Here is a 23,486-nt window from a genome sequence, read left to right on the forward strand (position 1 = left end):
ATAAAGGTTGATAGTGAACACTTAAATTAAAAGAATAGGGAAATAAGCATGTCAGTTTGGCACGGTGACCTCCACAAGAAAAAACCATCTGGAGGCAGAAAAAGAGCCTACAGAGGAAAACGAAAGTTTGAACAAGGCTCATTTCCAGTAGAAACACTCGTAGGCGAACCTAAACGCAAAATCTCCAGAGGAAGAGGCGGAAACTTAAAAGTTAAAATTTTAAGCGACAAGTATGCTTGCGTAACCGACCCTAAAAGTGGAAAAACAGCAAAAGTCGAGATTATACGAGTCGTCAAAAACCCAACAAACATAGATTACGACCGCAGAGGCGTAATAACCAAAAGCGCCGTTGTAGAAACTTCGCTTGGCTTAGCACGTGTCACTTCTCGTCCTGGGCAAAATGGCGTAGTTAATGCCATATTAATCGGCGAAGAAGAAAAAAGCTAACACACACGCCTATTTTGCCGTAGAAGCCGAGCTTCGAATTTTTAAAAGCTGTTTCGCAATTTTCACAATTACTTTCTGTTTTGCCTCATTTTTCTTGACAAGTAACATGCCCGATTTTGGTAAAAATGGTGTTTTAGGATACCCAGCATCCAAAACAAGCTCGTGTTCTAAGCCAATTTTTTCTGCAGCATCTTTTATCTCCAAGATTTTGGGAGACGGCACAGCTAAGCTTTTAGGGACTCGTCTTCCTTCCTTTCTTGTCTTTGTTGAATCGAAATAGACTGGCCAGATTATTGCTTTGTCTTGTTTACGCATGTCTTCTTCTCCTTTCACTACTTGTGGGCGTAGTATGCTGTTAACTTCGTGTTAACTTTGTCGATTCTGACGAAGCCAAATCTTTCAAATTGTATTATAGTGTTTGGCGTTAGCTGTTTGCAAATGCCCTCAGCGATTCCTTCGGCAAGTGAAGCATCTGGCATTACTACTTGGCAGGGCATGTCTTCTCCAACAAGTATCCAGTGAATGAGTGGCGCTTTGGCTTTTCTGGCTTCTTCGTAGGATTCGCTGACAAACGATGCATCAACAGAATATGCGTTCATCTTCTCAATTTCTATGTTAAAAAGCTCCATGAGGCGAATGAGGCTCCCCACACTTGAGGCTTCCATATCTTTCTTTGAAACCCAGAATCTTGTAGAATCTGCTTCTCCTTCCGGCTTTACCACATATTCTCGGCTTCCCTTTTCCGGCTTGTCAGGATGCAAATGAAGCTTTGCTTTGAAAGTTTTTGGGATATGCTTCACAGTTAACTCTATTGGGTTGTGCACAAAGAAGTAGCGGTTAACTGTTGGGTCTAAAATTTTGCGGTTATATGCATAGAGGTTCTCCCAACTCAGAATCACATCAGAAGTTTTAGGTCCAACATCAATTATCATTTTCTTGATGGCATCCGGCATTATTCCACGTCTTCTTAGCGCTGCAAAAGTTGCAAGTCGCGGGTCATCCCAGCTTTTGTATACGCCTTCCCGCATTCCCTGAACAATTTTTGACTTGCTTAGTGAAGCTCCAGTTATCTTTAACCTACCATAGTGTATGGCTTCTGGATATCTCCACCCTAAATGTTTGTAGAGATATTCTTGTCGAGCTTGGTTTGTTAGGTGTTCTTTTCCGCGGATTATGTGGGTTACGCCCATTAAGTGGTCATCTACACCACAAGCTAGATTGTATAGGGGCCAAACGCGATATTTGCTTCCAACGCGCGGATGCGGATACTTTTCTGTGTCTATAACACGGGCTGCGGGCCAGTCTCTAACTGCTGGGTTTGGATGGTTCAAATCGGTTTTCACTCGAAGTACAGCCTCGCCTTCGCCATAATCGCCTCTGAGCATGTGTTGCCATCTTGTTAGGTGTTCTTCTGGCGGCAGATTGCGACATTCACAAGGCTGGTTGGCTAAGTTTTTTTTTCGAAATGTTTCTGGCTGGCATGTGCAGACGTAAGCGTTGCCTTCTCTCAGCAGTTTTTCTGCATACTCATAGTAAATGGGTATCCTATCGCTTTGGATGTACTCTTCGTCTGGTTTGCATTCAAGCCAAACTAAATCTTCTCTGATGCGCTCATAAAACTCTAAAACGGGGCGCTTCAGTTTTGGGTCTGTATCCTCGAAGCGTAGAATAAATTTGCCTTTATACATGCGTGCGTACTCGTGGCATAGTATTATTGCTCTTGCTGAACCCAAATGTATAACACAGTCGGGGTTCGGCGAAAAACGCGTTACAACCATTGCGTACTTGTCAACGTTTGGTAATGGTGGAAGACGCTTTTCCTCTTCTACCTTCTCTTTCACGAGAGCTTCCGGCCATTTCTCTTCAACGATGCGCTTCTGCTCAGCAAAGGATAAATTGTTAACTTCTTGGATAACTTCATTGATATCGGTGGACAATTCCTTAATTTTGTCTCTCAATTCTGGTTTTTCGCCTAGAATTTTTCCAATAACTGGTCCTGCTTGTGCTTTGCCATCATGTTTAATGGCATTTAGTAAAGCAGCCTTTCGAATTGTCTCCCTCAATTCAGTGTTCTCTTTAAGTGTCAAAGATTTTAACGCTCTTTTAGAACTAGAGTTTCCTTTCAATTAAGAATTTTGCAAAGGAATTCAGTTTTTCCTTTGCGTCGGAAGCAGGTAGGAGTTTGTCAACTTTTTTCCAGCTTTTCCTAACCATTTCTTTTGCGAGGTTTTTTGCGTAGTTTATTGAGTCGTATTTTTCCATTATTGAGATAGCTTCGTCTCTGAGTTTCTGGTTGGAAGTGTGCATGTTGAGGATTTCGATGAGTCTGTTTCTGTCTTTGATGTTGGCGACTTTTAATGTGTGAATCACTATGAGCGACCTTTTTCCCTCTGTTATGTCTTGTCCGCGTCCGCCTTTCTTTTTTGCAAATTCTCTGCTTGTCAAGTCTAAAATGTCATCCTGTATTTGGAATGCTATGCCTATGCTTTCAGCAAAAAAACCAAGTTTTTCAACAAGCTCCTCGTTTGCATCCGCCAACACAGCAGCTATTTTTGCAGCCATCCTCGCCAATGTTCCGGTTTTATAAGCGCACATTTGCAAGTAGTCTTTCTCGTCTATTTTATCGGCATTTGCTAAGCCTTTATGCCACGCTATGTCCATTGCTTGACCGAGGCTGAGGCTTATCATTTCTTGCACGTAGATTTGGTAAACTTTGCAAAGTTTTTGAGGAGGCACTTTTGTTTTTTTCTCTATTAGTGGCAGAAGCGGCAGATAATACATGGAGTTTCCAGCGTTTATGGCGATGTCTAATCCGTAGATTTTGTATGTGCATGGTTTTCCTCTTCGGAGTTCGGATGCGTCTTCTATGTCGTCTACCATTAATGTTCCGTTGTGAATTACTTCGGGGATTATGGCGAAATCAACGAAGTCTTCTGTTTTTTTGCCTAAGGCTTCGCATATTAACAAGAACAAGGCTGGACGCCATCGTTTTCCGCCTCTGTCGAGAAACTCCCAGATGGGCTCAGCTATTGCCTTGTTTAAAGCATCTAAATTGTACGCGTAGTTTGGCGGATTAAGCCTAAAAACAGCCGAGTCCTTAGAGAGTTTTCTTGGAATATACTTTTCAATAGCCTTGTCTATCAACGCGGCTTTTTCTTCGAGGAACTTTTCAATGTCCAATTTTTTTAGCTCCTTCCTCTCCGCGCGTAACTTTCTATATTAAATCCTCTCAGTTTTAACCATTCAGCCGTTTTACCCACAATAATCAGTGGTTTTTCTTGCAGAGAATGAATGGAGTCTGCACCTACGAGGAACATGCAATTTCTCAATTCTTCCATCAAAAGCGTAAGTGCATCTTTTGTTTCCTTCAAGCCCTTAACTGCTGTTTCAAGAATCGGCTGCGAGAGGCTTGTAAGGCTTGCGCCTAAAGCCAATGACTTCGCAACATCTAACCCTTCCCGTATTCCTCCAGAAGCAATAACTGGAATGTGAACAGACTGGGAAACTTCAACAATACTTACGGCTGTTGGGATGCCCCAATCCCAGAAAACATCGCCTAGTCTACGTTGGAAACTGTTTTTTCGTCCTTTTGCTCGGTAATATTCAACTGCCGCGAAGCTTGTGCCTCCAGCACCGCTCACGTCTATACCTTTAACGCTTAGCGCTTCCAGCCTTTTCGCTTCTTCTGCGGCTATGCCAGCGCCCGTTTCTTTAACAATGACCGGTTTGTCTAGTTCTTTTGCGATTTCGCCTATTTTTTCGATTACGCCTCTGAAATTGGTTTGTCCTTCTGGCTGGACCGCTTCTTGTAATGGGTTTAAGTGTATGGCTAGGGCGTCTGCATCAATCATTTCAATAGCTTTTTTGGCTTCTTTTAGGCTGTATCCGTGGGTGAGTTGTACTCCGCCTATATTTGCTATTAGAAAAGCTGTTGAGGCTTTTTTTCTTGTTATTTTGAATGTTTGTTCAAGTTTTTTGTCTTCTATGGCTGCACGTTGGCTTCCGACGCCCATTCCTAAGCCTAACTCTTCGACGGCTTGGGCTAAAACTGCGTTGATTTTGGTTGCTTCTGAGGTCCCGCCTGTTATGGCTCCTACGATGATTGGCGCGGCAAACTTGTGACCAAAAACGGTTGTTGACAAGTTTATTTTTTGTTTGTCAATTTCTGGTAGAGCCCTATGGATAAGGAAGACATCTTCGAAGCCTGTTGTGGCTCTTTTGGCTTGAACGTTTTCGTTTAAGGCGATTTTGATGTGTTCTGCTTTGCGTTTTCTCGTTTCCTTAGTCAAATTTATTCCTTCTCTATTAGTGTGCCTTGTACCTTTTCTTTTTTTAGAGCTTTGTAAACATAATTTGGTTTTGTGGCATTTACAATTGTTATTGGTATTCCTTTTTCGATGGCGGGTATAAGCTCAACTATTTTGCCGAACATGCCTCCTGTGACGTCGCAACTTGTGGATTTGCCTAGTTTGTCTTGAAGTTTTTTAAGTTCGTTCAATGTTAGGTGTGTGAAAATTTTGGCGTTTTTGTCGATTTTGGGGTCGTTGTCGTATAAACCGTCAACGTCAACTCCAACTATGATTCTTTCTGCGTTAAAATTTGCAGCAATATAGGAGATAAGTTGGTCGCCTGATAATATTGCGAAGCCCATTTCTGTGTCGAGAACTGCGTCGCCATACATGACGGGCAAAAAGCCCATTTTCAATAATGATGTTAGTGGTGCTTTTTCGAAACATTGGATTCTACCCTTTTTGGTGATTATGCATGAGGATGGTGTGATGCTTACTGCTGGGATGCCACGCCAGATTAATGCGTCCATCAGCAAACCGTTAAGCACAGTCATCATGTGATGCGTTTCTGCAAAGCCAACCTTCTGGTTCTCTTCCTTGAACCCCATGTTTATGGAGTATTTTTGCGCTACTGGGTGTCCAAAGCTTCCGCCGCCGTGAACAATTATCAAATTTTTAACATTCGCGTTCTGTATTTCCTCTGTTAGACGTGCTATGTCTTGTGTTCGTGCTGCTAGTTCTCCATTTTTGTCGGTTATTACTGAGCCGCCTATCTTCAAAATTGTCGGTTTAGGTTCGCTCAATCTTCACCCCTTCGTCAGTTTTTCTTGCCATGAAAGGTCTTCCCCCAACCCTTTGAATAGCCTCAAAAACACGTTCAAGATTTTCATTTTTTGTTAGTGCTATCATGCATCCTCCGCCACCTGCACCGGTCAACTTTGCACCTAAAGCTCCGGCTTTTCGTGCCGCATTCACGAGCCATTCTAATGATTCGTCTGAGACTCCGACGCCGTAAAGCAACGCGTGGTTAATGTTCATCATTTCTCCAAGAGTTTCTAAGTCGTTTTCTTTTAAGGCGTCTATGGCTCTCAAGACAATTTCACGTGCTGCCAACATTATTGGTTCTACAATTTGTGGATACTTCTCTTTTATGCTCCGCACTTTTTCCACTTGAGCGCGCGTAGACCTTTCAACTCCAGTATCTCCAATAACAAGCGGAATATCCGCTTTAACTTCTAATGGTTTAAAGCCGGTGTCCATTTGAAAGAGAAGTGTTCCGCCGAAAGTTGAGATTGCCGGGTCTATTCCGGATGGTGTGCCATGCACAATTTTTTCAGATGCAAAAGTGGTTCGGAAAACATCTTCCTTAGACATTTTAACATTCAAAAGGGCGCCTACCGCAGCTGTGACAGCTGCAACTACGGCTGCTGAAGAACCTAACCCAGCAGCAACAGGCACCGTCGAGTTAATTTTGATGTTTAGCCCAACATTTTCTCCATATTTTTCTAAAACTTTAGCCACAGCCAACCTAATCGGCTCAAACTTTGACTTTGCCTCTTTTGCGTCGCCTTGCTCAATCTTGAAGTTTCCATTCTCTAAATAACCAGCTAAATTTAAGTTTACGGAATGCAGGCAAAGGCGTTTGTCGTCACGTTGTTCTGCTTCGGCGTAAGCTCTTTTATCGATGGCTAAAACTATTGCTGGCTCGCCGTAGACGACAAAGTGCTCTCCGAAGAGTATTATCTTCGCGGGAGCAGAGGCAACAACCCCCATTCTACACCACTATTTTGTGAAGGAGACGGCAGCATACCCAACGACGCTTGAGTAGTCGCCAATTATATCTCCACTAGTCTTATAGCATAATAATTTTGCCTCTTTCGCTCCCAAAGTTTTCGCTGCTGTAATTAAAGCTGATATTGGACCGTATCCACACGCGCTAATATTGTGGGCTTCTATAATTGAATAAAATTTTGTTTCGTCCATTGCTTCAACGGCTTCAAGAGCCAACCTATCATTTTTAGCCGCCTTTTCCTGCTGCTCATAATGAGTCATGTCTGAAGACGCAATTACCACAGCGTTTTTCTCAGCTAAAACCTTAGCCACAGCTTGTCCAACTTCTCTCGCTGAAGACAAATCTTGCATCAAAAAGCAGACGGGCACAATTTTGAAGTTTGAGCCATAAAGATATTGGAGAAATGGAAGCTGAACCTCAATTGAATGTTCAAACTGGTGAGCGGAATCATCGACATCAATTATGCGTGACTCATGCACAATACTGTTGGCTGTTTCACCATCTACTCCAACATCACCTAAAGGCGTGCGCCAAACACCATCATTCATAACGGCTAAGGCACTACCATAACCAGTATGATTCGGACCAAAAAGAACAACGATGTCTGGTTTACCATCCAAAGCCAGCTTATAATAGGCGTGAGCTGCTACCGGACCAGAAAACATGTAACCTGCATGAGGACAAACCAAACCAACAATTTGTCTCGGACCAGCTCCATCCACTTTAGGAAGTTTTCCGGGTCCATATTTATGCAAAAAACACTGTTCTATTTGTTTTCTCAAGGATTCGGCGTTCCCTTCATAGAAGGCTCCAGCTTGAGTTGGACGCCGAATCTTCACCATCTCTGCTAAGTTTCCTCCTCTTCCTTCAAAATCTTAGCTTCAAAATCGTCAATTGTTACAGGTAAATCTTTGTCTGGAGGCAATTCTCCTCTTTCACGTAATATTTGCCTCGCCAAAAGCCAATAAATGACTGCTAATGCTCTTCTACCTTTATTGTTTGTTGGAATAACAAAGTCCACATCCGCAAATTCATTGTCTGTGCTGCATAAAGCCACTACGGGAATACCAACGGAAGACGCCTCACGAACAGCTTGAAAATCAGCTCGAGGGTCAGAAACAACAAGCACTTCAGGTTCAATACGATTCGGATACAATGGATTTGACAACAATCCCGGAATGAAACGCCCAATCACCGGCGTGGCTTTGATTACTTCACAGAATTTCTTAACAGGCTCTTGCGCATATAGCCTAGCTGCGGCAGCCGCAATTTTTGACGGTTCAAACCTTGCTAGGAACTTGGCAGCGACTCTTATGCGGTCGTCTGTTTTCTTGACATCTAAAACGAATAAGCCGTCTGGTCTAACGCGGTAAATGAACTGTTCCATGTCGCCGGTTTTCATTCTCGTGCCAATGTGAATTCCCGCAGAAAGCAATGTGTCTCGTGGTAACAAAAGCTCCTCTTCCGGAACCGCCGCTGCAGTTTCTTCCTCCGATTTTTCTTTTTCTTCAGCTTCTTTAATTTCTTCATCTTCTGGCAACGCGTGTCCCTCTCAAAGTATCTGGAGACTAGCCATCCTGGCTCTGTCTCCTAAAAACTCTTCTATCCTTATTAACTCATTGATTTTTGCAATCCTTGCCCCTTCAACAATTCCAGTCTTTATCACTGGACACTTAAAAGCCACCGCTAAATGGGCAATGTGCCAATCGCAAGTGTCGCCTGAACGATGCGACATTACAGGGGTATATCCGTTTCTTTTTGCAATTTCAACGGTTTCCCAAGCGTCAGTGAGTGTGCCAACCTGATTCACCTTAATTATAACTGCGTTTGCAGCATGTACTTTTATTCCACGTGCTAGTCTCTCAGTGTTTGTGACGAAAAGATCATCACCGCAAATTAAACAGTTTTTCGCTTTCTTCGTAAGCTCTGTAAAACTTTCATAGTCCTCTTCGTGAAAGGGGTCTTCAACATAAACCAAATGATACTTTCTGATTAGTTCTAGAATATATTCTAGTTGTTCGCCCGTGTTTCTTTTTTTCTTTTCTCTTTCGTAAACGTAAACTTTTTCTTTACTGTTCCATAATGAGGAAGCTGCAACATCAACGCCAAAGCCGCATTCAAAACCTACTTCCTCGCCAACTTCTTCGCACGCTCTAGCCAAAATTTCAAATGCGTCTGAATTTTCAATGTTTGCAACCCATGCGCCTTCGTCGCTTCTTCCGCCGCTGAAAAGTTTATCTTTCTTCTTCAAAATAGCGCCGATTCTTCTGTGGATTTGAGCGTTAGCCGAGGCAGCTTCGAAAAAGGTTTCTGCTCCGAATGGCAGAGCTAGGAATTCTTGTATGTCTGGGCTTTTTCCTTTTGTGTGTTTTCCGCCGCTTATTGTGTTTCCAAGCGGATAGGGCAGCTCGTTAGCGATGTGTCCTCCTAAATATTGGAAAAGAAGTGCGCCGTTAGAGTTTGCTGCCGCTTCAGCGTTGGCGAGGGAAATTGCGAAGGCGGTGTTTCCGCCTATTGCTCTGAAATCTCTGGAACTGTCTATTTCATGCAGTGTTTTATCGATTTCTTCCTGGAAAGCTGCATTTAACCCGACAAGTTCGGGAGCTATGAGTTCTTCAACTTTTTTTATTGCTTGGTCTACTCCGCCTTGCGGGTAATAAACTACTTCAGCTTTTCCGCGGCTTTCTCCTGCTGGTGCTGCGGCTCTTCCGAAGCCAGAGGCTGTTATTACGTCAACTTCTATTGTTTCTTCTCCGCGACTGTTGAAAACTTTTCTTGCAATTATGTCTTCAATAATTGCTGACATATTTTTCCCTTTTTCCTTTTGCCTTTTGTTTAGTAGTAGTTTCTTGCTTCTTTGCGTTTTTCTGCTTCTTCGTAGAATCGTAGGACTTCATCGATGATTTCTACATGTGAAAGTAGCATGCGTCTGCAGCAGTACCGTTTTACTCCTAAGCTGTCTAAAACTTCGCCTGCGCTTTCTCCAGCTTTTACTCTTCGTGCAAACTCTTCCCATTTGTCGCCGATTAATTTGCCGCAGGTGAAACATCTAACTGGTATAATCATTCATGTTGACTCCTTTATCTGTAGCTTTTTTGGTCTCTTGCCCGCGCTCCTGGGCCTCCGAATTTTTTAGGTTCTTTTCTTCTTGCGTCTCCAACAATCATGGTTCTGTCGTATTCAGTAAATAGTGAGCGTAAGTGTGTGCTTTTTGTCCATTTTAGCAGTGCGTTGGAGATGGCCATTCTTGCGGCTTCTGCTTGTCCCATGTAGCCTCCTCCTGAAACTTTTATGTCGATGTCTAATTGTTTCCAAACATTGTCTCCTGCTTGTAAAAGTGGCTCCATAATTTTTTCTTTTGCAATTTTTGGTTCAAATATTTCTATGGGAGTTTTGTTTATGCGTATTCTTCCAATGCCTGGTTTAACAACGGCTCTTGCTACTGCCGTTTTTCTTTTACCGCTGACAACTAAAACTTTTTTTGTTGGCATTTTTATTCACCTGGGTTCCATCCTAACTCTTTCGCGAATTCGCCTATTGTAAAGTATGGGCAAGTTAGTTTTTTGGCTTGGGCGGCTTCTATTGTTTCTATTTTTTGGTCTTTGAATTCTTCTGGTAGTCCGATGAATACTTTGAGTCGCTTGTATGCTTGTTTACCTTTTGGCTGTTTGTGTGGAAGCATTCCTCGCACTGTTCTTCTTACTATTCTGTCGGGTCTTCGTGGGTGAAATGGACCCATTTTTGGGCTTCCTACTTTCAAGAATTCTTTGGCTTCCGCTACTTTGCTTCTCTTTCTTCCAGAAAGCACCGCTTTTTCAGCGTTAACGATTACTATTTCTTCACCTTTCAATAAGCGCTTTGCAATGATGCTTGCCATTCTGCCTAGAATAAGTTCTTCAGCGTTAATTATGGTGACTGGTTTTGTTGTTTGCATTTTATCACCCGATTATCTTGATGTTTGTGCCTTTTGGGTTCTTCTCGATTATCTCGGGAAACGATAAACATTTGCCTTTTGCGGCTGTGATTTTTTCTTCGGCTTTTGCAGAAAAAGAAAATGCTGCTACGGTTAGAGGGTGGTCTATTTCTCCTGTGCCTAATACCTTTCCTGGAACTGCGACTACTTCGTTCTTTTGTGTGTATCTGTTTAAGCGGCTGAGGTTTACGCTTATGCGTTTTCTCTTGGGCTTTTGTAGGCGTTCGGCGATATCTTTCCATATGTTCGCGTTCTTTTCTCTGCTTTGTTTTCTTAGAAAGCGAATAAGCGCTATAAGCTCGGGGTTTGTTATTTCAGTTTTCTTCATCTTTTTTCACCTTGATTTGGTTCTCAAGTTCATTTAGTTGCTTATCCAATGTTTTCACTGCTTCTGTTACAATCTTCTCTGGTGGAAGTGCGCCGGTGGATTCGAGGCTGAATATGAAGTTGTTTTCTTCCCAGCCAACTTTTATCGCTTTAGGATTTTGTGGGCAAGCCTCTACACAGTCTTGGCAGAGGGTGCAAGCCATTAAATCGTGAATTTTTATTTTATCATCGGTTTTGGCAAGGACTTTTCTTGGGCAGATTTCCACGCATTTTCCGCAAGCATCGCAATTTTTGCTGGAAATTTCTATTTTGGGATAATACTTGTATGCGCACATGGAAACTGGTTGCCATTTTGCGTGGTTTTTTCCTTTTCCAAGTCTTGCATAAGCCTCAAGTCTTAGCTTCTGTCCTTTTGCAAGTTTTATTATTGGAATATTTCCACTTACTGGGGTTACGTTGGGGTTTTCTGAGACTAACTCGCCGGAATAAACTGTTCTTGTTCCTTCTTTTGCTTCTGCATCTAATGTGAAAGTGACTCTGCAGAGGTTGCATCCAAATTCGCTTTTGCAGGGGCATTCTTCGGGTAGGTTGTAGCTGTCCAAGTCGGTCTTAAGCGGTATGAGTCCAATCCTGTGGGCTATTGTTTCGTCTTGTAATATGGAAGAATTTTCAAGGATTACAACTTCGTCAACAGCCATGGATGGGACTTCTGCAATTACTATTCTTCGTAAAGCATTCATGAATGGCACGTCTGCTCCGCGAATGAGTAGACGCATGTTTTTATCGTCTTTTTCAAGCACTTCTATTTCCACTTATTTGAACACTCCGTGATGAATATGATAACTGCTGTGCCGTTCAATAGAATACTGGTGCATTATTTCAATTTTTCTATTAATACATGGAAAACGTGAATTTGCTAGACTCTTCTTCCTCTTCTGCCGCCGGGTCTGCGTGTGCCATCGTGTGGTATAGGCGTGACTTCTTCTATTCGTCCTATGCGGAAACCTGCTCTTGCTAAAGCTCTGATGGCTGCTTGCGCGCCCGGACCAGGTGTTCTTGGACCTGACCCGCCTGGGGCTCTTACTTTGATGTGTATTGCTGTTATTCCTTTGTCTTTGGCGATTTCTGCTGCGGCAGTGGCTGCTCTCATGGCTGCGTATGGTGATGAGCCCATTCTGTCTGCTTTTACGAACATTCCGCCGGATGTTCTGGATATTGTTTCTGCGCCTGAAATGTCTGTTACGTGCACCATTGTGTTGTTATAGGAGCTGTAAATGTGAACTACTGCCCATCTTTCGGTTTTTTTGCTGGTGCTGCTCATGTTTCTTCCTCTGTTTCTGTTTTTGTTTGTGATGTTGCTACGACGGCTATTGTTTGCCGCATGGGATGACTTGGATTTGCAAGTGGACTTTTTGGTGTGTATACAATTTGGTTTTCTTCTTCTTTTGTCACCAGATAACTTGGCACGGTGACTCTTCGGTTTCCTACTGTTATGTGCCCGTGAGTTATTAGTTGACGTGCTTGATGGGTTGTTTTGGCTAAGCCTTTACGGAAAACGATTGTTTGTAATCTTCGTTCAAGAATATCTTCGATTGTTAAGTCTAAAACGTCATCTAAAACTGCAGTTTCATGGAGAACTCCAAGTTTCTTCAGACGCGTTAGAAGTTCTTCTTCCATTTTTTTGCGCTCTTCAAGCGATTTGCCTATTAGAGAACGAGCTATGCTTCTAAACTTTGATAATGACGTTTTGTGCCGCCACAGTTCATGCTTATTTCGTAAACCATATTGACCTAAAAGTTTGAGTTCCTCTTGGAGAATGTCAGTTCTCCATGGAAAGCGAGGAGTTTCGTATTTCTTTTTTTGTTTCTTCGGGTCTCCCATGCTACTTTCCTTCTTCAGATGGCGGTCTCACAAGTGCTTTCTTCTTGACTCCTAAGGCTTTTCCTGATCTGCCCGTGGTTTTTGTTCTTTGCCCGCGCACCTTCAGTCCATAAGCATGGCGGTATCCACGCCATGACTTTATCTCTTTCATTTGTTCTATATCCATTTTGGTTCTTAGGACGAGGTCTGCGCTAATTAGGTGCACGTCTTTTCCTGTTTCTTGGTCTTTTCTTCTGTTTAGGAGCCAGTTTGGCAGTCCAAATTTTGTTGGTTCTTTTATTATTTCTTCTATTTTTTCAACTTCTGCTTCGGTTAAGAAGCCGGCTCTTTTTTCTGGGTTTATTCCTGCTTTTTTTAGGATTGCGTTTGCGAGGCTTAGGCTTATTCCTTTAACTTTTGATACGGCGTATGGCGCTTTTAGAGTGCCGTCTACATCTTTGTCTATAATTCTGAGTATGTGGCGAAATTCTTGTGACATTTATTGCCGTCCGTTTATCGTTTGAAGCTAACTACGGAAATAAGTCATAATTTATTTAAACCTTACTGGTGATTTCTGAAGGTTGTGTCTCTTAAGGTGTGCTTGTGTTGAATGGTAATTCGGTTAGTAAAAAAGTAGAAAAATGCTTGAATAGGACAATCTATGATTAATGGTTTATTGAGCGTGGATTGCAATGAGCGGCACTGTTCTTGAAGACACGGTTACTGAAGCATTTCGGAAGAAGGGTTACATTGTCTTTACGCGTAGAAATCATTGTGATGTTTTGGCAGTTAAGCCTGACATGAGTTTGGCTTATCTTGTCGAATGTAAAGACTATGCATTGTCGAGTAAACAGCAAGTGTTAGCCGTTAGGGAGCTTAACCGCAATTATACACATGCCTTGGAACTTTTGATACAGCAACGCTTGTGTCCAGAAAAAATTTTGAAAGTTTTAGTTGCTAAAGGATTTGCGTATCAAGCTCGAGGAATATTGCAGTACACACCTGAAACTTTCATACGACATGTTTCTTCCTAGTCCTTAATCTATAGTTTCTTTTCGTAAACTATTGATATTGCATCTGGCATTTTGAACCCAAGCTTCTCTAATGCTGTAGTTACTGGCTTGCAGTTGGGCGTAAACGCGTAAATCTTTTTGACGCCTAACATGTTGCAGTGGTTTTTAAGAAATTTTGCCATATCCAACACTGTGTCGTGGTCGCCGTCTATATAGCATGTTTGTATCGAGTTTTCACGCCATTCTCGGGCTGTGTCGTCGTCGATTAACATTAAACCGTCCACTTTTCCTTCTCTGTTTTTGTGTATGATTGCTTTCTGTTGCGTAATAAAACGTTCAAGGTCTTGCTTTTCCAACGAAAACCACTGATAAACAAGCGTGTATAAACCAGCGGCTCTTCGGTAGATTTCTGAAGTCTGCAAATAAGCCCACATGGCTTCTGCTTCATCTTTTCCAGCCCATTTGGCGCCTTTGCTTTCGGCTTTAGCTATGTTGTCGGTTGTCATTTGAGCGAATTCTGCTATTGGCTGGAACCCAAGTTTTCGTAGTACTGCTTGTGCAGCTATGTTGTCTGTTTCTGTTACGAGTCTCGCCACTTTCACGCCTTTTCGCTTGGCGTATTCTAGGCACTTTTTGGTTATGGCGGTGGCTACACCCATCCGTCTATAGTTTGGGTCTGTTCTTGCGCCTCTAAGCCATACTTCATGTGGCTTGTCAATGCTTAGCTGGGTGATACCAACGGGAATTTCATTTATAGTTGCGACGAACACTCTGCTATTCTTGTCCTTTAACCATCGGTCCCAAACTTTTGGTATGTAATCTCCCCAACTCCATGTTTTTTCGCAAATTTTGAATACCGCTGCACGGTCTGAAGCGCGTGCTCTTCGGACACGAATCTGCGATTTTTCACTCATTCTTTTCATCATTGTATGCGTTAGAAAAAGACCTAATGAAGTTTACCCTCAATTACGCAACATTTTCCACGCAAGGCAAAGTTCAACCTATAAATAAGGGGGGCTAGGCACGAAAAGAGCACACAGAAAAGCATCTTAACACCTTACTACTCAGCATATGCTAGAAACCGCAAATAAGTCGCCATGATTAATCTATAAGGCTGTATAATAAGTCATAAATCGTAATATAGGTTAAATCTTTTAAAGGATATAAGCTATAATCAGAAAGCAGAAACCATAAGAAGGCTGAACAAAAATGGTGAAGAGTGGAGAAGAGGAGAAGATTAAAAAAATTCTAACAAACCCAAAATACGCAGCAATCAAAGCCATGCTCGAAAAAGACCACGCCATCGACTGCATATTCCTACTCTACATGAACCGTGGAAAATGGAAAGAAGCCAAAGAATTCATGCACAACAACGGCTTAACACTCAGCGACGGCACATTCCGCGCCAGAATGATAGAAATTGAAGATTTAGGCTTAGCCAAAGGCGAACGCATCGACCCATTAAAGAAATACTATGTCAAAACAGAGCTTGGCGAAAAAATTGCAAAGTTACTGTTAGAATTTTTTGACAAACTGGAACTTTAAGCCATTAACGCATAACATTCGATTGCTGTTGTACAGTTTTCTAATTGATGATTTTTTAAATGTTAGGCTGACTGTTTCTTTTGGTTTTTTGTAGTTTTGTTTTACAAATGAATAATATGGTGTATTAAGTCGTAAGATTTAAATTCCTTGTCTCCCCTAACATACACGTTAACCCCAAAAGGAGGGATAGAAAGAAAAATGAAAATATTGAAGAGCAAGAAAGCCCTAAGCCCCGTAGTCGCATCAATCATACTCATCGCAGTAACCGTCGCTGTTTCTATCGCCGTAGCCGCATGGATGGGCTCACTCACCACAGGACAAATGGCAACGGAGGGAATAACCTTCACCGGATATACATGGGCATCACCATCAGGCACAACAATCGCAAACATAACAATCAAAGTTAAGAACACCGGAGCCACGGACTTATCAATCGCAGAAGTTAAAGTTGACAGTGACGTAATAGCTATAGCCAACCTTAGGTTTGATGGAGCAGCTGCAACACTTCCGTACTCGCTAACGAAAGGCACTGAAGTCCAGATCACCATTATAAAGGATTTCACAAGAGGAGTACAGTACAACTTCTACGTGACAACATCGAAAGGCCACGAATTCGGTCCTTACACGCTGCCAGCACCATAACTTCCAAACTTTGTTGAGATTGGGGGTAGGGTGTAACAGAAACCTCTCTTAACTTCCTCTATTGTTTCCAATTTGGAGGTGCAAAAACAGAATGGTCGTAAAAATAAAAGAATATGCTTCAGCAGAAGAAATAGCTGACACTCTCGAAAAAGAAATAACTGAAACCAAAAGCACACTAGGAGAATACCTTCGCAGGCTAGACGACATACGAGCTCTGGCTGAAAAATCAAAGAAAATCCGCGAAGTCGTACTAAAACTAGCAGGCAAAAAAGCTGCAACAGAAAGCCTGGGCGAAATCACAATAGGCAACCTAAACATCGTTTTAGATGCCAACCCATTCCATGAACTGACAGTGATAGAAGAAGTCGTGCGCAGCCACCAAGAAAGACTACTAGTCCTGCAAAAAGCCCGCGAAGCACTCAAATGGCTAGACCAGCTGGGAGATACTGAAGGTTTAAAGTATCTCGTAGTGGAAGACGACGGCGTCCCAGAACGCATACTCTTCAAAATATCCTAAAACAAATGGAAGTGAACATGCATGGATGACGAAATCTATTCATTTGCCCTAAAAAACACGCTAGATGAAGTCCGAAACATATGCCCAGAAATAACCAACGCCTTCATGTTTAAAGAAGACGGCGAAATAATAGCAGGAGACGAAGGCACGCCTGAAAAAACCATAGTGCGTGTTGTAGACTCCTTTGACAGCATATTAGAAAAGGCTGAAGCCATTGGCGATGTTGAAGGCATAGTCCTTGAAGGAGATAATGGTAGATTAAATGTTTTCCACATGAACAACCTCTATTTCGTCATGGTTACATCAAGAAAAGCCGACATGACCTACGTTAACACTGTAACAAGGGTCTTAATTCCAACAATTCTAAAGTTACTAGACAAAATCAGCCCTGCCCCCCTCAAAAACAATCCGCCCTTAACTAAAAAAACGCCTATAACTCCAACACTCACGGAACCCGAAGAAACATCAGAGGAGCTTGTTGAAGAAACCGTTCTGGAAGAATCCGAAGAAATTGTAAAACCCGAAATCAAATCGGAACCCTTGCTTCCAGAAGCTCCCGTAAACCAGTTAATTGTTGAGAATTTAGGCGGCTTACTGGTTCCATCCGACACCGTGCGCATCGACAACAAAATACTTTCAGAATGGGAAGAACTCTATGAAAACAAAACAATCGAGGAAGTTGAAATAGAAACCATCGACGGAAAAACAACACGATGCAAAGTCAAACCAATAAAAGATTCAAAATACGAAGGAAAAGGCATCATACAAATGCCCGAAAAAATACAGCTCGCCCTTGAAATAAAGAAAGGAGAGCTTGTAAGGGCTAGACCAATAGTTGAGTAATGGAGGCTAAATGTCATGGTCAAGAAAAAAAGAAGCTTTCAAGAAATCACCGAAGTAGCCGAGCCGGTTGCTGTTGAAGAACCAACATCAGCGCACGGCATACGCGCATGCCTTGAAGAAATCAAATCCTATGATGGAGTTGTAGGCTACATCCTAAGAAACTCTACTTCAGCAGCAATAGACCTTAAAGACCCAACCAAAATCATAGACTACGCCATTCTCTCATCTTCTGCCATCGACGCTGGCAAAGAACTTTCAGAACTTTTCAACCTAGGCGAAGTCAAAAACATAGTCATCGAAGGAAAAGACATCAAAGTGCTTTCCTTAATCATTGATGAGAACAAGATAAGCATTTTTATGGAAAAAGGCGCTGACTACGAGACAATTGTAAAAAAGCTATACTCACTTTAGAATAGGTCAAATCTTTCTTTCATTTTTTTCTTTACGTAAACCTTGCAAACAATCTTTATTATTTTCAGAACGTTTAAATTTCCGTTTTTAATAGAGATATGTAGGGGAAGGGAGGCCTTCTCAGCCTTTCTAGGACTGAGTGGGTGAAACTTGTTAGTTCAAAATGGAAAACAGCGTAGTAATAATCATCGAGGACGCTTAGATATTATCGCAGACATTCTAGAGGCTTCCCAAAATGGAACTCGCAAAACCTATTTTATGTATCGTTGCAATCTAAGTTTTAAACAGCTAAAATATTATTTGAGTTTTCTACTGAAGAAAGGGCTTATTTACACGGCTAACGAAGGTCGTCACCCTCAATCTGACCTGTTCAAAATAACTGATAAGGGCAAAGAATTTTTGAAGGCATACAAAGGCTTGAAAGCTCTCATGAAGTAGCTGCTTGTGATAAAAATTGCTGAACAGTCTTTTCAAGCTTTATCTTTCCATGTTCTTCATCTGCTATTATGAAACTGTATTTTCTAAGAAACGCGATTACTTGGTGCAGCTGTTTTTTATTGAGGTTCACTTCTTGTTGTATCTCTTTCAGTTGGTGCCATTCTCCATCGCTGAGCATCTCAAGAATTCTCGAAATTTTCGATGTCGTTGATATGTCCTCCAGCAGATACTATTTGGTTAAGATTTTTTGTTTAAATGCCTTATGAGGTTTTATTTCAGAATTTTTTTCTAGAAGATTATATTTCAAAGATGCCTACCGTTCATTTCGGCAAATGCTTTATCAAAAGCAGCCACAATAAACCATTGGAGAAACGCATTAGATGACGAAACAAATAGATTGGCTACAAATTCTTGTTGAATGCCGAAAAAACATAAAGAATCAGATAACTCCACTCCTTAAAATGTTAAACAAACCGCAACCAAACTTGGGACTAGGAGCCGGAGGAGACCCTATAAAACAGGTAGACCTTACGGCAGAAAATGCCATAATCACAACGTTTAAAGAATATGAAATCTCCTTCACTCTGATCAGCGAAGAATCGGGCATAAAAAAGTATGGAGAAAAACCAAACGAATATTTTGTGACCACTGACCCCATAGACGGCACAACAAACCTTATGCGCGGAATACCTTTCTATGCAACTTCAATTGCTGTTTCCACACGACCAACTCTGCGCACGGTGCATACGGCACTTGTAGTAGACCTTTTTCATGATATAACGTATACTGCACAAAGAGGAAAAGGTGCTCACCGCAATGACAAAAGAATAACGCCATCAAGAAACTACACGTTGGGAGAAGCGGTTATAGGCGTGGACTTAAACACTTATAAAGTGCCAAAGATAGCTCCACAGCTTTCTGGCTTGATACACAAAACAAAACACATACGCCACTTCGGAGCCAACGCCTTAGAAATATGCTACGTTGCAGATGGCACAACAGACGCCTTTATAGACATACGCGGAAAACTCCGCGCAACAGACATGGCCGCAGCATGGTTAATAATGGAAGAAGCAGGAGCAAAAATGACAACGCCCACTGGAAAACCTTTAAACATCAAGCTTCACCCCAAACAGAAAGTCGCCTTCATTGCAGCGGCAAATCCGAAAATCCACGCAACAATAATTGATTTAATAAAACCTCAAAAGGAAGCAAAATGATAACTCCATTATTGCCACATCCAGCGGCGTTAATAAAAACGCAAAGAACACGAACGATGGTAATTGCTGACCTGCATATAGGATGGGAAATGGCGCTCTCAGAAAAGGGGATACATGTCCCGACACAGACGCCAAAGCTTATGCAAAAACTGAAAAACCTCATATCTGCATATCAACCAAAAAAACTACTAGTTTTGGGCGATGTCAAACACACTATTGCTACTGCAGAAATGAGCGAGTGGCATGACATTCCCGACTTTTTTAATGAAATAAAAAAGCAAATACCAGAAATACTGGTAATCCGTGGTAACCACGACGGAAACTTGGAGCCATTATTGCCCGAGAACATAAAAATATTGCCTGCCACCGGAGTAATGTTGAATGAAATTGGTTTTTTCCATGGTCACCGATGGCCATCACCTGCTTTATTGAAGTGTAAAACATTAGTAATGGCGCATGTTCACCCAGTTGTAGCTCTTCGCGACCCAGCAGGATTCAGAATCACGAGACAAGTTTGGGTAAAGGCGGAGTGTAATAAGACTCAATTGGCTCAAGTTTTGTTGCAAAAAAGCAAAATAAAAATTGAAAAGAGCCCTGAAGAAACATTGTGGAAGCATTATAAGATCAAATCCAAAACTGTCCAGCTTTTCATAATGCCTTCATTTAATGATTTCTTAGGAGGCAAACCGCTGAATGAGAGAAAACTTTACGGAAAAACAGAATCTGAAAGAATCGTTGGTCCAGTTCTTCGTTCCGAAGCCGTTGACATGGAAAACGCGGAAACATATCTTCTCGATGGAACTTTTCTCGGAACTTTAAACCAACTCAAGATTCTAAGCTAAAGTAGGTTAGCACAAAATTTATACCAACGGCATAATTCACACTAACAAGGTGAAAAATATGCCGTCAGATGAAGACTATCCAGATTGGTTTAGAAGAAGACGCTCACCGTTTTTCAGAGGCTGGTTCTTTGAAGACATCGACAAAATGTTTCATGAAATGGAAAAAATGATGGAAGAAGAATTCAAAACTTTCACTTCCCGCGTCCCAAAAGACTACGTTAGAGAACGCAAACTTCCAGACGGCTCAACAGTTCGCGAACTAGGACCATTCGTGTATGGCTATAGCGTGAAAATAGGTCCAGATGGAAAACCGGAAATTCGAGAATTCGGAAACGTTAAACCAAGCCGCATGGGACCACAAGTTAAAGAAGAGCGCGAGCCACTTGTAGACATCATTGAAACCAACGGAGAAGTCCACGTTGTTGTCGAGCTTCCCGGAGTAGAGAAAAAAGACATAAAGCTTCATGGCACAGAAAGCACACTTACGATATCCGTTGACACTCCACAGCGCAAATACTACAAAGAAGTCGCGTTACCAGCAAAGGTGAAAGTGAAAGAAGCCAAAACAGAATACAAGAATGGAGTTTTAGAAGTCACACTGCCGAAAACCAAAGAAGAAAAGAAACCAAAAGGCGAGCCCATAAGCATCGACTGACACCCACATAGCCTGTGTTTGCATGGATGAAAACTCAGAAACTGACATACTAAACGCCATCTGTCAAGAAGCAAAAACTGAAGGCAAATTAACTGGCAAAAACCTCACAAAACTCTATGAAATCTTTGGTTCGCGTTTTACAAGAGCTTTTGAAGCTTTGAAAGAGAACAGAGTTAAAAAGTACATTTTCAAACCTAGCGGCAGAACGGTTTGGGTGGTTGTTGGAAAGGAACGCGATTATTTAATAATGCCCGAAGCTGATTTTTGCACGTGCGACGATTTTTACTTTCGCGTATTAGACAGAGAGGTTCACTTGTGTTACCATTTGATTGCGCAGAAGCTAGCTAAAATTTTGGATTGGTACGAAACCATAGAGGAGCATGACGAGCTTTACGATTCATTAATGAATGAGTGGAAAAAACTAACTCCTTAAATATTTAAACTCAAAATATGAAGGGTAAAGGAAGAAGTTTCATGGACATAGGAGCATACTTTGAAATACTCAAATACACGCTCATGACTGCCACGTTTGTAGCGTTAATTCTAATTTTCTTGCACGCCCTTTATGGAAAAGAAGATAAACAAAGCTAAAAAACACTTAAGCGCCTGTTTTCTTCATTTCCCTACACATTATCCAAAACATTATGATACTTAAGGCTGCAATAACAATTGCAACAAAAATCATCCATATCGCTTCTGGACCAGCACCTATAACGATAGGAAATGGTCCTATGAATATGATTGTTCCAAAATTCGCCGCGCCGGCGCTGTGAAGAAATGTTGCAACTAACAGAATTATTATGCCTAGAAAGATTATGAAAAACCCAGCAATAAGCAGAAGCATGAATTTGCGGTTATCGGCTGATTCGTTTGTAGTCGCCATGCCTTCTCACCTTAACACAAAATAAAATATAACCGCTGCTACCACAAGAAGTATTGTAAGCGCTAGCGAAAGCAACAGAATAGTTTTTACTGAGTCTTTATCTGTTCCAAAAATTATCGGGAAAGGTCCAATTATTATGGCTCCACCCCCTCTAATTTTTCCCTTTTTTCTAATGTTTGAAACAAAAAGCAAAACCATTGCGACCAAAACGATGAGCATGCCAACAAATATTAAAGCAATGCCTAAACTGTAAAGCGTCTCTGCACTCACCATTATTCAGCTTCCTTTCAACACAGAATTTAAAGTCGATAAAAGCCTTTTAATAAACTTTATAGCTCCTGAACATTTTCATCTTTAGCGGTATTGAATCTGGAATGACGATTGACAAAATAGTTGAGCAGATACTCTTGCGGCATCCGGAAGTTTCTAAAAAAGAAATTCTGGAAAAACTAGAGAAAGAGAAAAAGAAAGCAGGCGGATTAATCTCTGATGAGACTCTGCTGCGGATGATTGCTGCAGAACTTGGTGTGGAAATCAGGCAATGTGAAGTTTCGTCATTTTCGCTTTTGATAAAAGATTTGGTTCCTGGCTTGAACAATGTTGTTGTAACAGGACGGGTTATTGCTGTTTTTCCTCCTAAAACTTTCAAGAGTAATAAGAATGGAAAATTTGCAGGTTTAATAGTTGCTGACAAGAGTGGCGTTTTGCGAGTCGTCATGTGGAATGATAAAGCCAGTCTTATAGAATCTGATAAGGTGAAAGCGGGACAATTGGTCCGTTTTTCTCATGGCTACACACGTGAAGATAATAGTGGACAAGTTGAGCTGCATATTGGAGAGAGGGGCGAGGTTGAAATTAATCCGAACAACGTGGAGGCAAAGGATTACCCGACGGCTCGAATGTTTTCAACAAAAATTAGAGAACTCGCATATGCGCACAGGAACAAGAGAGTAAACGTTGTTGGCACGGTTAAAGAATTATATTCAGCGTCTACGTTTAAGCGGCAAGATTCGAGTTCTGGAAAGATTATGCGTTTCACATTGACTGATGAGACGGGTGAGATTTCGGTTGTTTCTTGGGATGAAAAAGCGGAATTTCTTGAAAAAATGTTGAAGAAAGGCGCGCAATTGCAAGTTGTGAATGCTGTGGTTAAGAAGGCAACAAATGGAGCAATGGAGCTTCACGTTAACATGGGAACTTACGTGGAAGTATCTGAGCAGAAAGAGGAGTTTTTGGAAATAGTTGCTTTGAAAGAGGGGCTTAACCATGTTAATGTTAAGGGAGAAGTTGCTACAAAACCCATTCTGAGAGAAGTGAAAACATCCAAAGGAGAGCTTGTCAAACTCGCCGTTTTTGAGTTGAAGGATGAAACTGGCAAAATATGGTTCTCGGCATGGCGCGCTCACGCAGAAACCTTTAGCAATGTTAAGGTTGGCAGTAAAATTGTTGCAAGGAATGCTTACGTGAGAAAGGGTTTTGGAAATCAGCTTGAGTTGTCAACAAGAGAAAGCACAAGAATAACGATTGAAAGTTGAGATTGTTTGGTGAGGCATGACGCTTAGTGTAGGCTTCCTGAACTGTCTAGCCCCCCTTATATATACCTTGAAATACGAATTGAACTTGTCTTATGCAAAGAAAATGGCGTATCTTGTCTCACCAAGGAAAGAAGGGTTTGGTGCCGGGGGCGGGATTCGAGCCCGCGACCTCTGGACATTGAGCGTTTGCCCCTTTTGTTCTCCAGATTATGAGTCTGGCGCCCAAACCAGGCTAGGCTACCCCGGCTCTGGTG

At 41.8% G+C, this 23,486-nt stretch carries 34 protein-coding genes and 1 tRNA gene; 13 read left to right on the forward strand and 22 right to left on the reverse strand.

Annotated elements, in window-relative coordinates:
- The first annotated feature begins 48 nt into the window (after nucleotides 1–48).
- Nucleotides 49–447 (forward strand): 30S ribosomal protein S8e, encoded by a 399-nt coding sequence (locus HM003_02640; protein MBX5328240.1) that lies wholly within the window; start codon nucleotides 49–51, stop codon nucleotides 445–447.
- A 9-nt stretch (nucleotides 448–456) separates the two neighbouring features.
- Here the strand turns inward: HM003_02640 and HM003_02645 are convergent, their stop codons facing one another.
- From HM003_02645 to HM003_02725, 17 genes are all read right to left on the reverse strand, one after another.
- Nucleotides 457–762: a signal recognition particle protein Srp19 gene (locus HM003_02645; GenBank protein MBX5328241.1), complete on the reverse strand. Its 306-nt coding sequence runs from the start codon at nucleotides 760–762 to the stop codon at nucleotides 457–459.
- 17 nt (nucleotides 763–779) lie between these two features.
- Nucleotides 780–2,510: a glutamate--tRNA ligase gene (locus tag HM003_02650; protein MBX5328242.1), complete on the reverse strand. Its 1,731-nt coding sequence runs from the start codon at nucleotides 2,508–2,510 to the stop codon at nucleotides 780–782.
- A 46-nt stretch (nucleotides 2,511–2,556) separates the two neighbouring features.
- Nucleotides 2,557–3,627, reverse strand: coding sequence for a polyprenyl synthetase family protein (locus HM003_02655; protein MBX5328243.1), 1,071 nt, complete (start codon nucleotides 3,625–3,627; stop codon nucleotides 2,557–2,559).
- Nucleotides 3,628–3,632: 5 nt separating this feature from the next.
- Nucleotides 3,633–4,736, reverse strand: coding sequence for a type 2 isopentenyl-diphosphate Delta-isomerase (locus tag HM003_02660; GenBank protein ID MBX5328244.1), 1,104 nt, complete (start codon nucleotides 4,734–4,736; stop codon nucleotides 3,633–3,635).
- Nucleotides 4,737–4,738: 2 nt separating this feature from the next.
- The gene (locus HM003_02665; protein ID MBX5328245.1) at nucleotides 4,739–5,539 is read right to left on the reverse strand and encodes an isopentenyl phosphate kinase family protein; all 801 of its coding nucleotides are present in this window, start codon (nucleotides 5,537–5,539) and stop codon (nucleotides 4,739–4,741) included.
- Nucleotides 5,526–6,509, reverse strand: a complete 984-nt coding sequence (mvk, locus tag HM003_02670; protein MBX5328246.1) for a mevalonate kinase — start codon at nucleotides 6,507–6,509, stop codon at nucleotides 5,526–5,528. The genes HM003_02665 and mvk overlap by 14 nt, the downstream gene beginning before the upstream one ends.
- A gap of 9 nt (nucleotides 6,510–6,518) precedes the next feature.
- A complete protein-coding gene (amrB, locus tag HM003_02675; GenBank protein MBX5328247.1) occupies nucleotides 6,519–7,370 on the reverse strand; it encodes an AmmeMemoRadiSam system protein B in 852 nt (283 codons plus the stop codon).
- Between the two features lie 5 nt (nucleotides 7,371–7,375).
- The gene (locus tag HM003_02680) at nucleotides 7,376–8,068 is read right to left on the reverse strand and encodes a 30S ribosomal protein S2 (GenBank protein MBX5328248.1); all 693 of its coding nucleotides are present in this window, start codon (nucleotides 8,066–8,068) and stop codon (nucleotides 7,376–7,378) included.
- A 12-nt stretch (nucleotides 8,069–8,080) separates the two neighbouring features.
- Nucleotides 8,081–9,334, reverse strand: coding sequence for a phosphopyruvate hydratase (eno, locus tag HM003_02685; GenBank protein ID MBX5328249.1), 1,254 nt, complete (start codon nucleotides 9,332–9,334; stop codon nucleotides 8,081–8,083).
- Between the two features lie 29 nt (nucleotides 9,335–9,363).
- Nucleotides 9,364–9,594, reverse strand: a complete 231-nt coding sequence (locus HM003_02690; GenBank protein MBX5328250.1) for a DNA-directed RNA polymerase subunit N — start codon at nucleotides 9,592–9,594, stop codon at nucleotides 9,364–9,366.
- Nucleotides 9,595–9,608: 14 nt separating this feature from the next.
- Nucleotides 9,609–10,019, reverse strand: coding sequence for a 30S ribosomal protein S9 (locus HM003_02695; protein ID MBX5328251.1), 411 nt, complete (start codon nucleotides 10,017–10,019; stop codon nucleotides 9,609–9,611).
- A gap of 2 nt (nucleotides 10,020–10,021) precedes the next feature.
- A complete protein-coding gene (gene rplM / locus HM003_02700; GenBank protein MBX5328252.1) occupies nucleotides 10,022–10,462 on the reverse strand; it encodes a 50S ribosomal protein L13 in 441 nt (146 codons plus the stop codon).
- A gap of 4 nt (nucleotides 10,463–10,466) precedes the next feature.
- Nucleotides 10,467–10,829, reverse strand: coding sequence for a 50S ribosomal protein L18e (locus tag HM003_02705; GenBank protein ID MBX5328253.1), 363 nt, complete (start codon nucleotides 10,827–10,829; stop codon nucleotides 10,467–10,469).
- Complete coding sequence (locus HM003_02710) at nucleotides 10,816–11,640, reverse strand: DNA-directed RNA polymerase subunit D (GenBank protein ID MBX5328254.1); 825 nt, start codon at nucleotides 11,638–11,640, stop codon at nucleotides 10,816–10,818. The genes HM003_02705 and HM003_02710 overlap by 14 nt, the downstream gene beginning before the upstream one ends.
- 104 nt (nucleotides 11,641–11,744) lie before the next feature.
- Nucleotides 11,745–12,149, reverse strand: a complete 405-nt coding sequence (locus HM003_02715; protein MBX5328255.1) for a 30S ribosomal protein S11 — start codon at nucleotides 12,147–12,149, stop codon at nucleotides 11,745–11,747.
- Nucleotides 12,146–12,709 (reverse strand): 30S ribosomal protein S4, encoded by a 564-nt coding sequence (locus HM003_02720; GenBank protein MBX5328256.1) that lies wholly within the window; start codon nucleotides 12,707–12,709, stop codon nucleotides 12,146–12,148. Before HM003_02720 ends, HM003_02715 begins: the two co-directional genes overlap by 4 nt.
- 1 nt (nucleotide 12,710) lies before the next feature.
- Entirely contained in the window at nucleotides 12,711–13,187 is a 477-nt protein-coding gene (locus tag HM003_02725) for a 30S ribosomal protein S13 (GenBank protein ID MBX5328257.1), read from the reverse strand.
- 193 nt (nucleotides 13,188–13,380) lie between these two features.
- Between HM003_02725 and HM003_02730 the strand changes: the two genes are divergently transcribed.
- A complete protein-coding gene (locus HM003_02730; protein ID MBX5328258.1) occupies nucleotides 13,381–13,722 on the forward strand; it encodes a hypothetical protein in 342 nt (113 codons plus the stop codon).
- Nucleotides 13,723–13,730: 8 nt separating this feature from the next.
- Here the strand turns inward: HM003_02730 and HM003_02735 are convergent, their stop codons facing one another.
- Nucleotides 13,731–14,615 carry a GNAT family N-acetyltransferase gene (locus tag HM003_02735; GenBank protein ID MBX5328259.1) on the reverse strand — a complete coding sequence of 295 codons (885 nt, stop codon included), beginning with the start codon at nucleotides 14,613–14,615 and terminating at the stop codon, nucleotides 13,731–13,733.
- 295 nt (nucleotides 14,616–14,910) lie between these two features.
- Between HM003_02735 and HM003_02740 the strand changes: the two genes are divergently transcribed.
- The 6 genes from HM003_02740 (at nucleotide 14,911) to HM003_02765 (ending at nucleotide 18,097) form a co-directional block, all read left to right on the forward strand.
- Complete coding sequence (locus HM003_02740; protein ID MBX5328260.1) at nucleotides 14,911–15,246, forward strand: hypothetical protein; 336 nt, start codon at nucleotides 14,911–14,913, stop codon at nucleotides 15,244–15,246.
- A 198-nt stretch (nucleotides 15,247–15,444) separates the two neighbouring features.
- On the forward strand, nucleotides 15,445–15,888 hold the full coding sequence (locus HM003_02745) for a hypothetical protein (protein ID MBX5328261.1): 444 nt from the start codon (nucleotides 15,445–15,447) through the stop codon (nucleotides 15,886–15,888).
- A gap of 91 nt (nucleotides 15,889–15,979) precedes the next feature.
- The gene (locus HM003_02750; GenBank protein ID MBX5328262.1) at nucleotides 15,980–16,405 is read left to right on the forward strand and encodes a hypothetical protein; all 426 of its coding nucleotides are present in this window, start codon (nucleotides 15,980–15,982) and stop codon (nucleotides 16,403–16,405) included.
- 21 nt (nucleotides 16,406–16,426) lie between these two features.
- A complete protein-coding gene (locus tag HM003_02755; GenBank protein MBX5328263.1) occupies nucleotides 16,427–17,248 on the forward strand; it encodes a hypothetical protein in 822 nt (273 codons plus the stop codon).
- Nucleotides 17,249–17,263: 15 nt separating this feature from the next.
- Nucleotides 17,264–17,659 (forward strand): hypothetical protein, encoded by a 396-nt coding sequence (locus tag HM003_02760; GenBank protein MBX5328264.1) that lies wholly within the window; start codon nucleotides 17,264–17,266, stop codon nucleotides 17,657–17,659.
- A gap of 150 nt (nucleotides 17,660–17,809) precedes the next feature.
- On the forward strand, nucleotides 17,810–18,097 hold the full coding sequence (locus tag HM003_02765; GenBank protein ID MBX5328265.1) for a hypothetical protein: 288 nt from the start codon (nucleotides 17,810–17,812) through the stop codon (nucleotides 18,095–18,097).
- Here the strand turns inward: HM003_02765 and HM003_02770 are convergent.
- Entirely contained in the window at nucleotides 18,087–18,275 is a 189-nt protein-coding gene (locus HM003_02770; protein MBX5328266.1) for a hypothetical protein, read from the reverse strand. The genes HM003_02765 and HM003_02770 overlap by 11 nt on opposite strands.
- A 202-nt stretch (nucleotides 18,276–18,477) precedes the next feature.
- Between HM003_02770 and HM003_02775 the strand changes: the two genes are divergently transcribed.
- The 4 genes from HM003_02775 to HM003_02790 are packed head-to-tail and all read left to right on the forward strand — an operon-like array spanning nucleotide 18,478 to nucleotide 21,247.
- Nucleotides 18,478–19,317 carry a fructose 1,6-bisphosphatase gene (locus tag HM003_02775; GenBank protein ID MBX5328267.1) on the forward strand — a complete coding sequence of 280 codons (840 nt, stop codon included), beginning with the start codon at nucleotides 18,478–18,480 and terminating at the stop codon, nucleotides 19,315–19,317.
- Nucleotides 19,314–20,159: a metallophosphoesterase gene (locus HM003_02780; protein ID MBX5328268.1), complete on the forward strand. Its 846-nt coding sequence runs from the start codon at nucleotides 19,314–19,316 to the stop codon at nucleotides 20,157–20,159. Before HM003_02775 ends, HM003_02780 begins: the two co-directional genes overlap by 4 nt.
- A 58-nt stretch (nucleotides 20,160–20,217) precedes the next feature.
- On the forward strand, nucleotides 20,218–20,814 hold the full coding sequence (locus tag HM003_02785; GenBank protein ID MBX5328269.1) for an Hsp20/alpha crystallin family protein: 597 nt from the start codon (nucleotides 20,218–20,220) through the stop codon (nucleotides 20,812–20,814).
- Nucleotides 20,815–20,836: 22 nt separating this feature from the next.
- On the forward strand, nucleotides 20,837–21,247 hold the full coding sequence (locus HM003_02790; GenBank protein MBX5328270.1) for a hypothetical protein: 411 nt from the start codon (nucleotides 20,837–20,839) through the stop codon (nucleotides 21,245–21,247).
- Nucleotides 21,248–21,412: 165 nt separating this feature from the next.
- Here the strand turns inward: HM003_02790 and HM003_02795 are convergent, their stop codons facing one another.
- A complete protein-coding gene (locus HM003_02795) occupies nucleotides 21,413–21,697 on the reverse strand; it encodes a DUF131 domain-containing protein (protein ID MBX5328271.1) in 285 nt (94 codons plus the stop codon).
- A 6-nt stretch (nucleotides 21,698–21,703) separates the two neighbouring features.
- Complete coding sequence (locus HM003_02800) at nucleotides 21,704–21,970, reverse strand: DUF131 domain-containing protein (GenBank protein ID MBX5328272.1); 267 nt, start codon at nucleotides 21,968–21,970, stop codon at nucleotides 21,704–21,706.
- A 101-nt stretch (nucleotides 21,971–22,071) separates the two neighbouring features.
- On the opposite strand from HM003_02800, the gene HM003_02805 reads away from it, so the two are divergent.
- The gene (locus HM003_02805; GenBank protein MBX5328273.1) at nucleotides 22,072–23,232 is read left to right on the forward strand and encodes a hypothetical protein; all 1,161 of its coding nucleotides are present in this window, start codon (nucleotides 22,072–22,074) and stop codon (nucleotides 23,230–23,232) included.
- Nucleotides 23,233–23,370: 138 nt separating this feature from the next.
- Here HM003_02805 and HM003_02810 read toward each other — a convergent pair.
- A tRNA-Met gene (locus tag HM003_02810) sits at nucleotides 23,371–23,479 on the reverse strand.
- Nucleotides 23,480–23,486: the final 7 nt, after the last annotated feature.

Source organism: Candidatus Bathyarchaeota archaeon A05DMB-5, assembly GCA_019685655.1.
Classification (GTDB): Archaea; Thermoproteota; Bathyarchaeia; order Bathyarchaeales; family Bathycorpusculaceae; genus DSLH01.

What these genes read in the sequence shown, in the direction of transcription:
- HM003_02640 (MBX5328240.1), top strand. Translation starts at nt 49, where the DNA reads ATGTCAGTTTGGCACGGTGACCTCCACAAGAAAAAACCATCTGGAGGC.
- HM003_02645 (MBX5328241.1), bottom strand. Translation starts at nt 762, where the DNA reads ATGCGTAAACAAGACAAAGCAATAATCTGGCCAGTCTATTTCGATTCA.
- mvk (MBX5328246.1), bottom strand. Translation starts at nt 6,509, where the DNA reads ATGGGGGTTGTTGCCTCTGCTCCCGCGAAGATAATACTCTTCGGAGAG.
- amrB (MBX5328247.1), bottom strand. Translation starts at nt 7,370, where the DNA reads ATGGTGAAGATTCGGCGTCCAACTCAAGCTGGAGCCTTCTATGAAGGG.
- eno (MBX5328249.1), bottom strand. Translation starts at nt 9,334, where the DNA reads ATGTCAGCAATTATTGAAGACATAATTGCAAGAAAAGTTTTCAACAGT.
- HM003_02690 (MBX5328250.1), bottom strand. Translation starts at nt 9,594, where the DNA reads ATGATTATACCAGTTAGATGTTTCACCTGCGGCAAATTAATCGGCGAC.
- HM003_02695 (MBX5328251.1), bottom strand. Translation starts at nt 10,019, where the DNA reads ATGCCAACAAAAAAAGTTTTAGTTGTCAGCGGTAAAAGAAAAACGGCA.
- rplM (MBX5328252.1), bottom strand. Translation starts at nt 10,462, where the DNA reads ATGCAAACAACAAAACCAGTCACCATAATTAACGCTGAAGAACTTATT.
- HM003_02705 (MBX5328253.1), bottom strand. Translation starts at nt 10,829, where the DNA reads ATGAAGAAAACTGAAATAACAAACCCCGAGCTTATAGCGCTTATTCGC.
- HM003_02715 (MBX5328255.1), bottom strand. Translation starts at nt 12,149, where the DNA reads ATGAGCAGCACCAGCAAAAAAACCGAAAGATGGGCAGTAGTTCACATT.
- HM003_02720 (MBX5328256.1), bottom strand. Translation starts at nt 12,709, where the DNA reads ATGGGAGACCCGAAGAAACAAAAAAAGAAATACGAAACTCCTCGCTTT.
- HM003_02725 (MBX5328257.1), bottom strand. Translation starts at nt 13,187, where the DNA reads ATGTCACAAGAATTTCGCCACATACTCAGAATTATAGACAAAGATGTA.
- HM003_02730 (MBX5328258.1), top strand. Translation starts at nt 13,381, where the DNA reads ATGAGCGGCACTGTTCTTGAAGACACGGTTACTGAAGCATTTCGGAAG.
- HM003_02735 (MBX5328259.1), bottom strand. Translation starts at nt 14,615, where the DNA reads ATGAGTGAAAAATCGCAGATTCGTGTCCGAAGAGCACGCGCTTCAGAC.
- HM003_02740 (MBX5328260.1), top strand. Translation starts at nt 14,911, where the DNA reads ATGGTGAAGAGTGGAGAAGAGGAGAAGATTAAAAAAATTCTAACAAAC.
- HM003_02745 (MBX5328261.1), top strand. Translation starts at nt 15,445, where the DNA reads ATGAAAATATTGAAGAGCAAGAAAGCCCTAAGCCCCGTAGTCGCATCA.
- HM003_02750 (MBX5328262.1), top strand. Translation starts at nt 15,980, where the DNA reads ATGGTCGTAAAAATAAAAGAATATGCTTCAGCAGAAGAAATAGCTGAC.
- HM003_02755 (MBX5328263.1), top strand. Translation starts at nt 16,427, where the DNA reads ATGGATGACGAAATCTATTCATTTGCCCTAAAAAACACGCTAGATGAA.
- HM003_02760 (MBX5328264.1), top strand. Translation starts at nt 17,264, where the DNA reads ATGGTCAAGAAAAAAAGAAGCTTTCAAGAAATCACCGAAGTAGCCGAG.
- HM003_02770 (MBX5328266.1), bottom strand. Translation starts at nt 18,275, where the DNA reads ATGCTCAGCGATGGAGAATGGCACCAACTGAAAGAGATACAACAAGAA.
- HM003_02775 (MBX5328267.1), top strand. Translation starts at nt 18,478, where the DNA reads ATGACGAAACAAATAGATTGGCTACAAATTCTTGTTGAATGCCGAAAA.
- HM003_02780 (MBX5328268.1), top strand. Translation starts at nt 19,314, where the DNA reads ATGATAACTCCATTATTGCCACATCCAGCGGCGTTAATAAAAACGCAA.
- HM003_02785 (MBX5328269.1), top strand. Translation starts at nt 20,218, where the DNA reads ATGCCGTCAGATGAAGACTATCCAGATTGGTTTAGAAGAAGACGCTCA.
- HM003_02790 (MBX5328270.1), top strand. Translation starts at nt 20,837, where the DNA reads ATGGATGAAAACTCAGAAACTGACATACTAAACGCCATCTGTCAAGAA.
- HM003_02795 (MBX5328271.1), bottom strand. Translation starts at nt 21,697, where the DNA reads ATGGCGACTACAAACGAATCAGCCGATAACCGCAAATTCATGCTTCTG.
- HM003_02800 (MBX5328272.1), bottom strand. Translation starts at nt 21,970, where the DNA reads ATGGTGAGTGCAGAGACGCTTTACAGTTTAGGCATTGCTTTAATATTT.
- HM003_02805 (MBX5328273.1), top strand. Translation starts at nt 22,072, where the DNA reads ATGACGATTGACAAAATAGTTGAGCAGATACTCTTGCGGCATCCGGAA.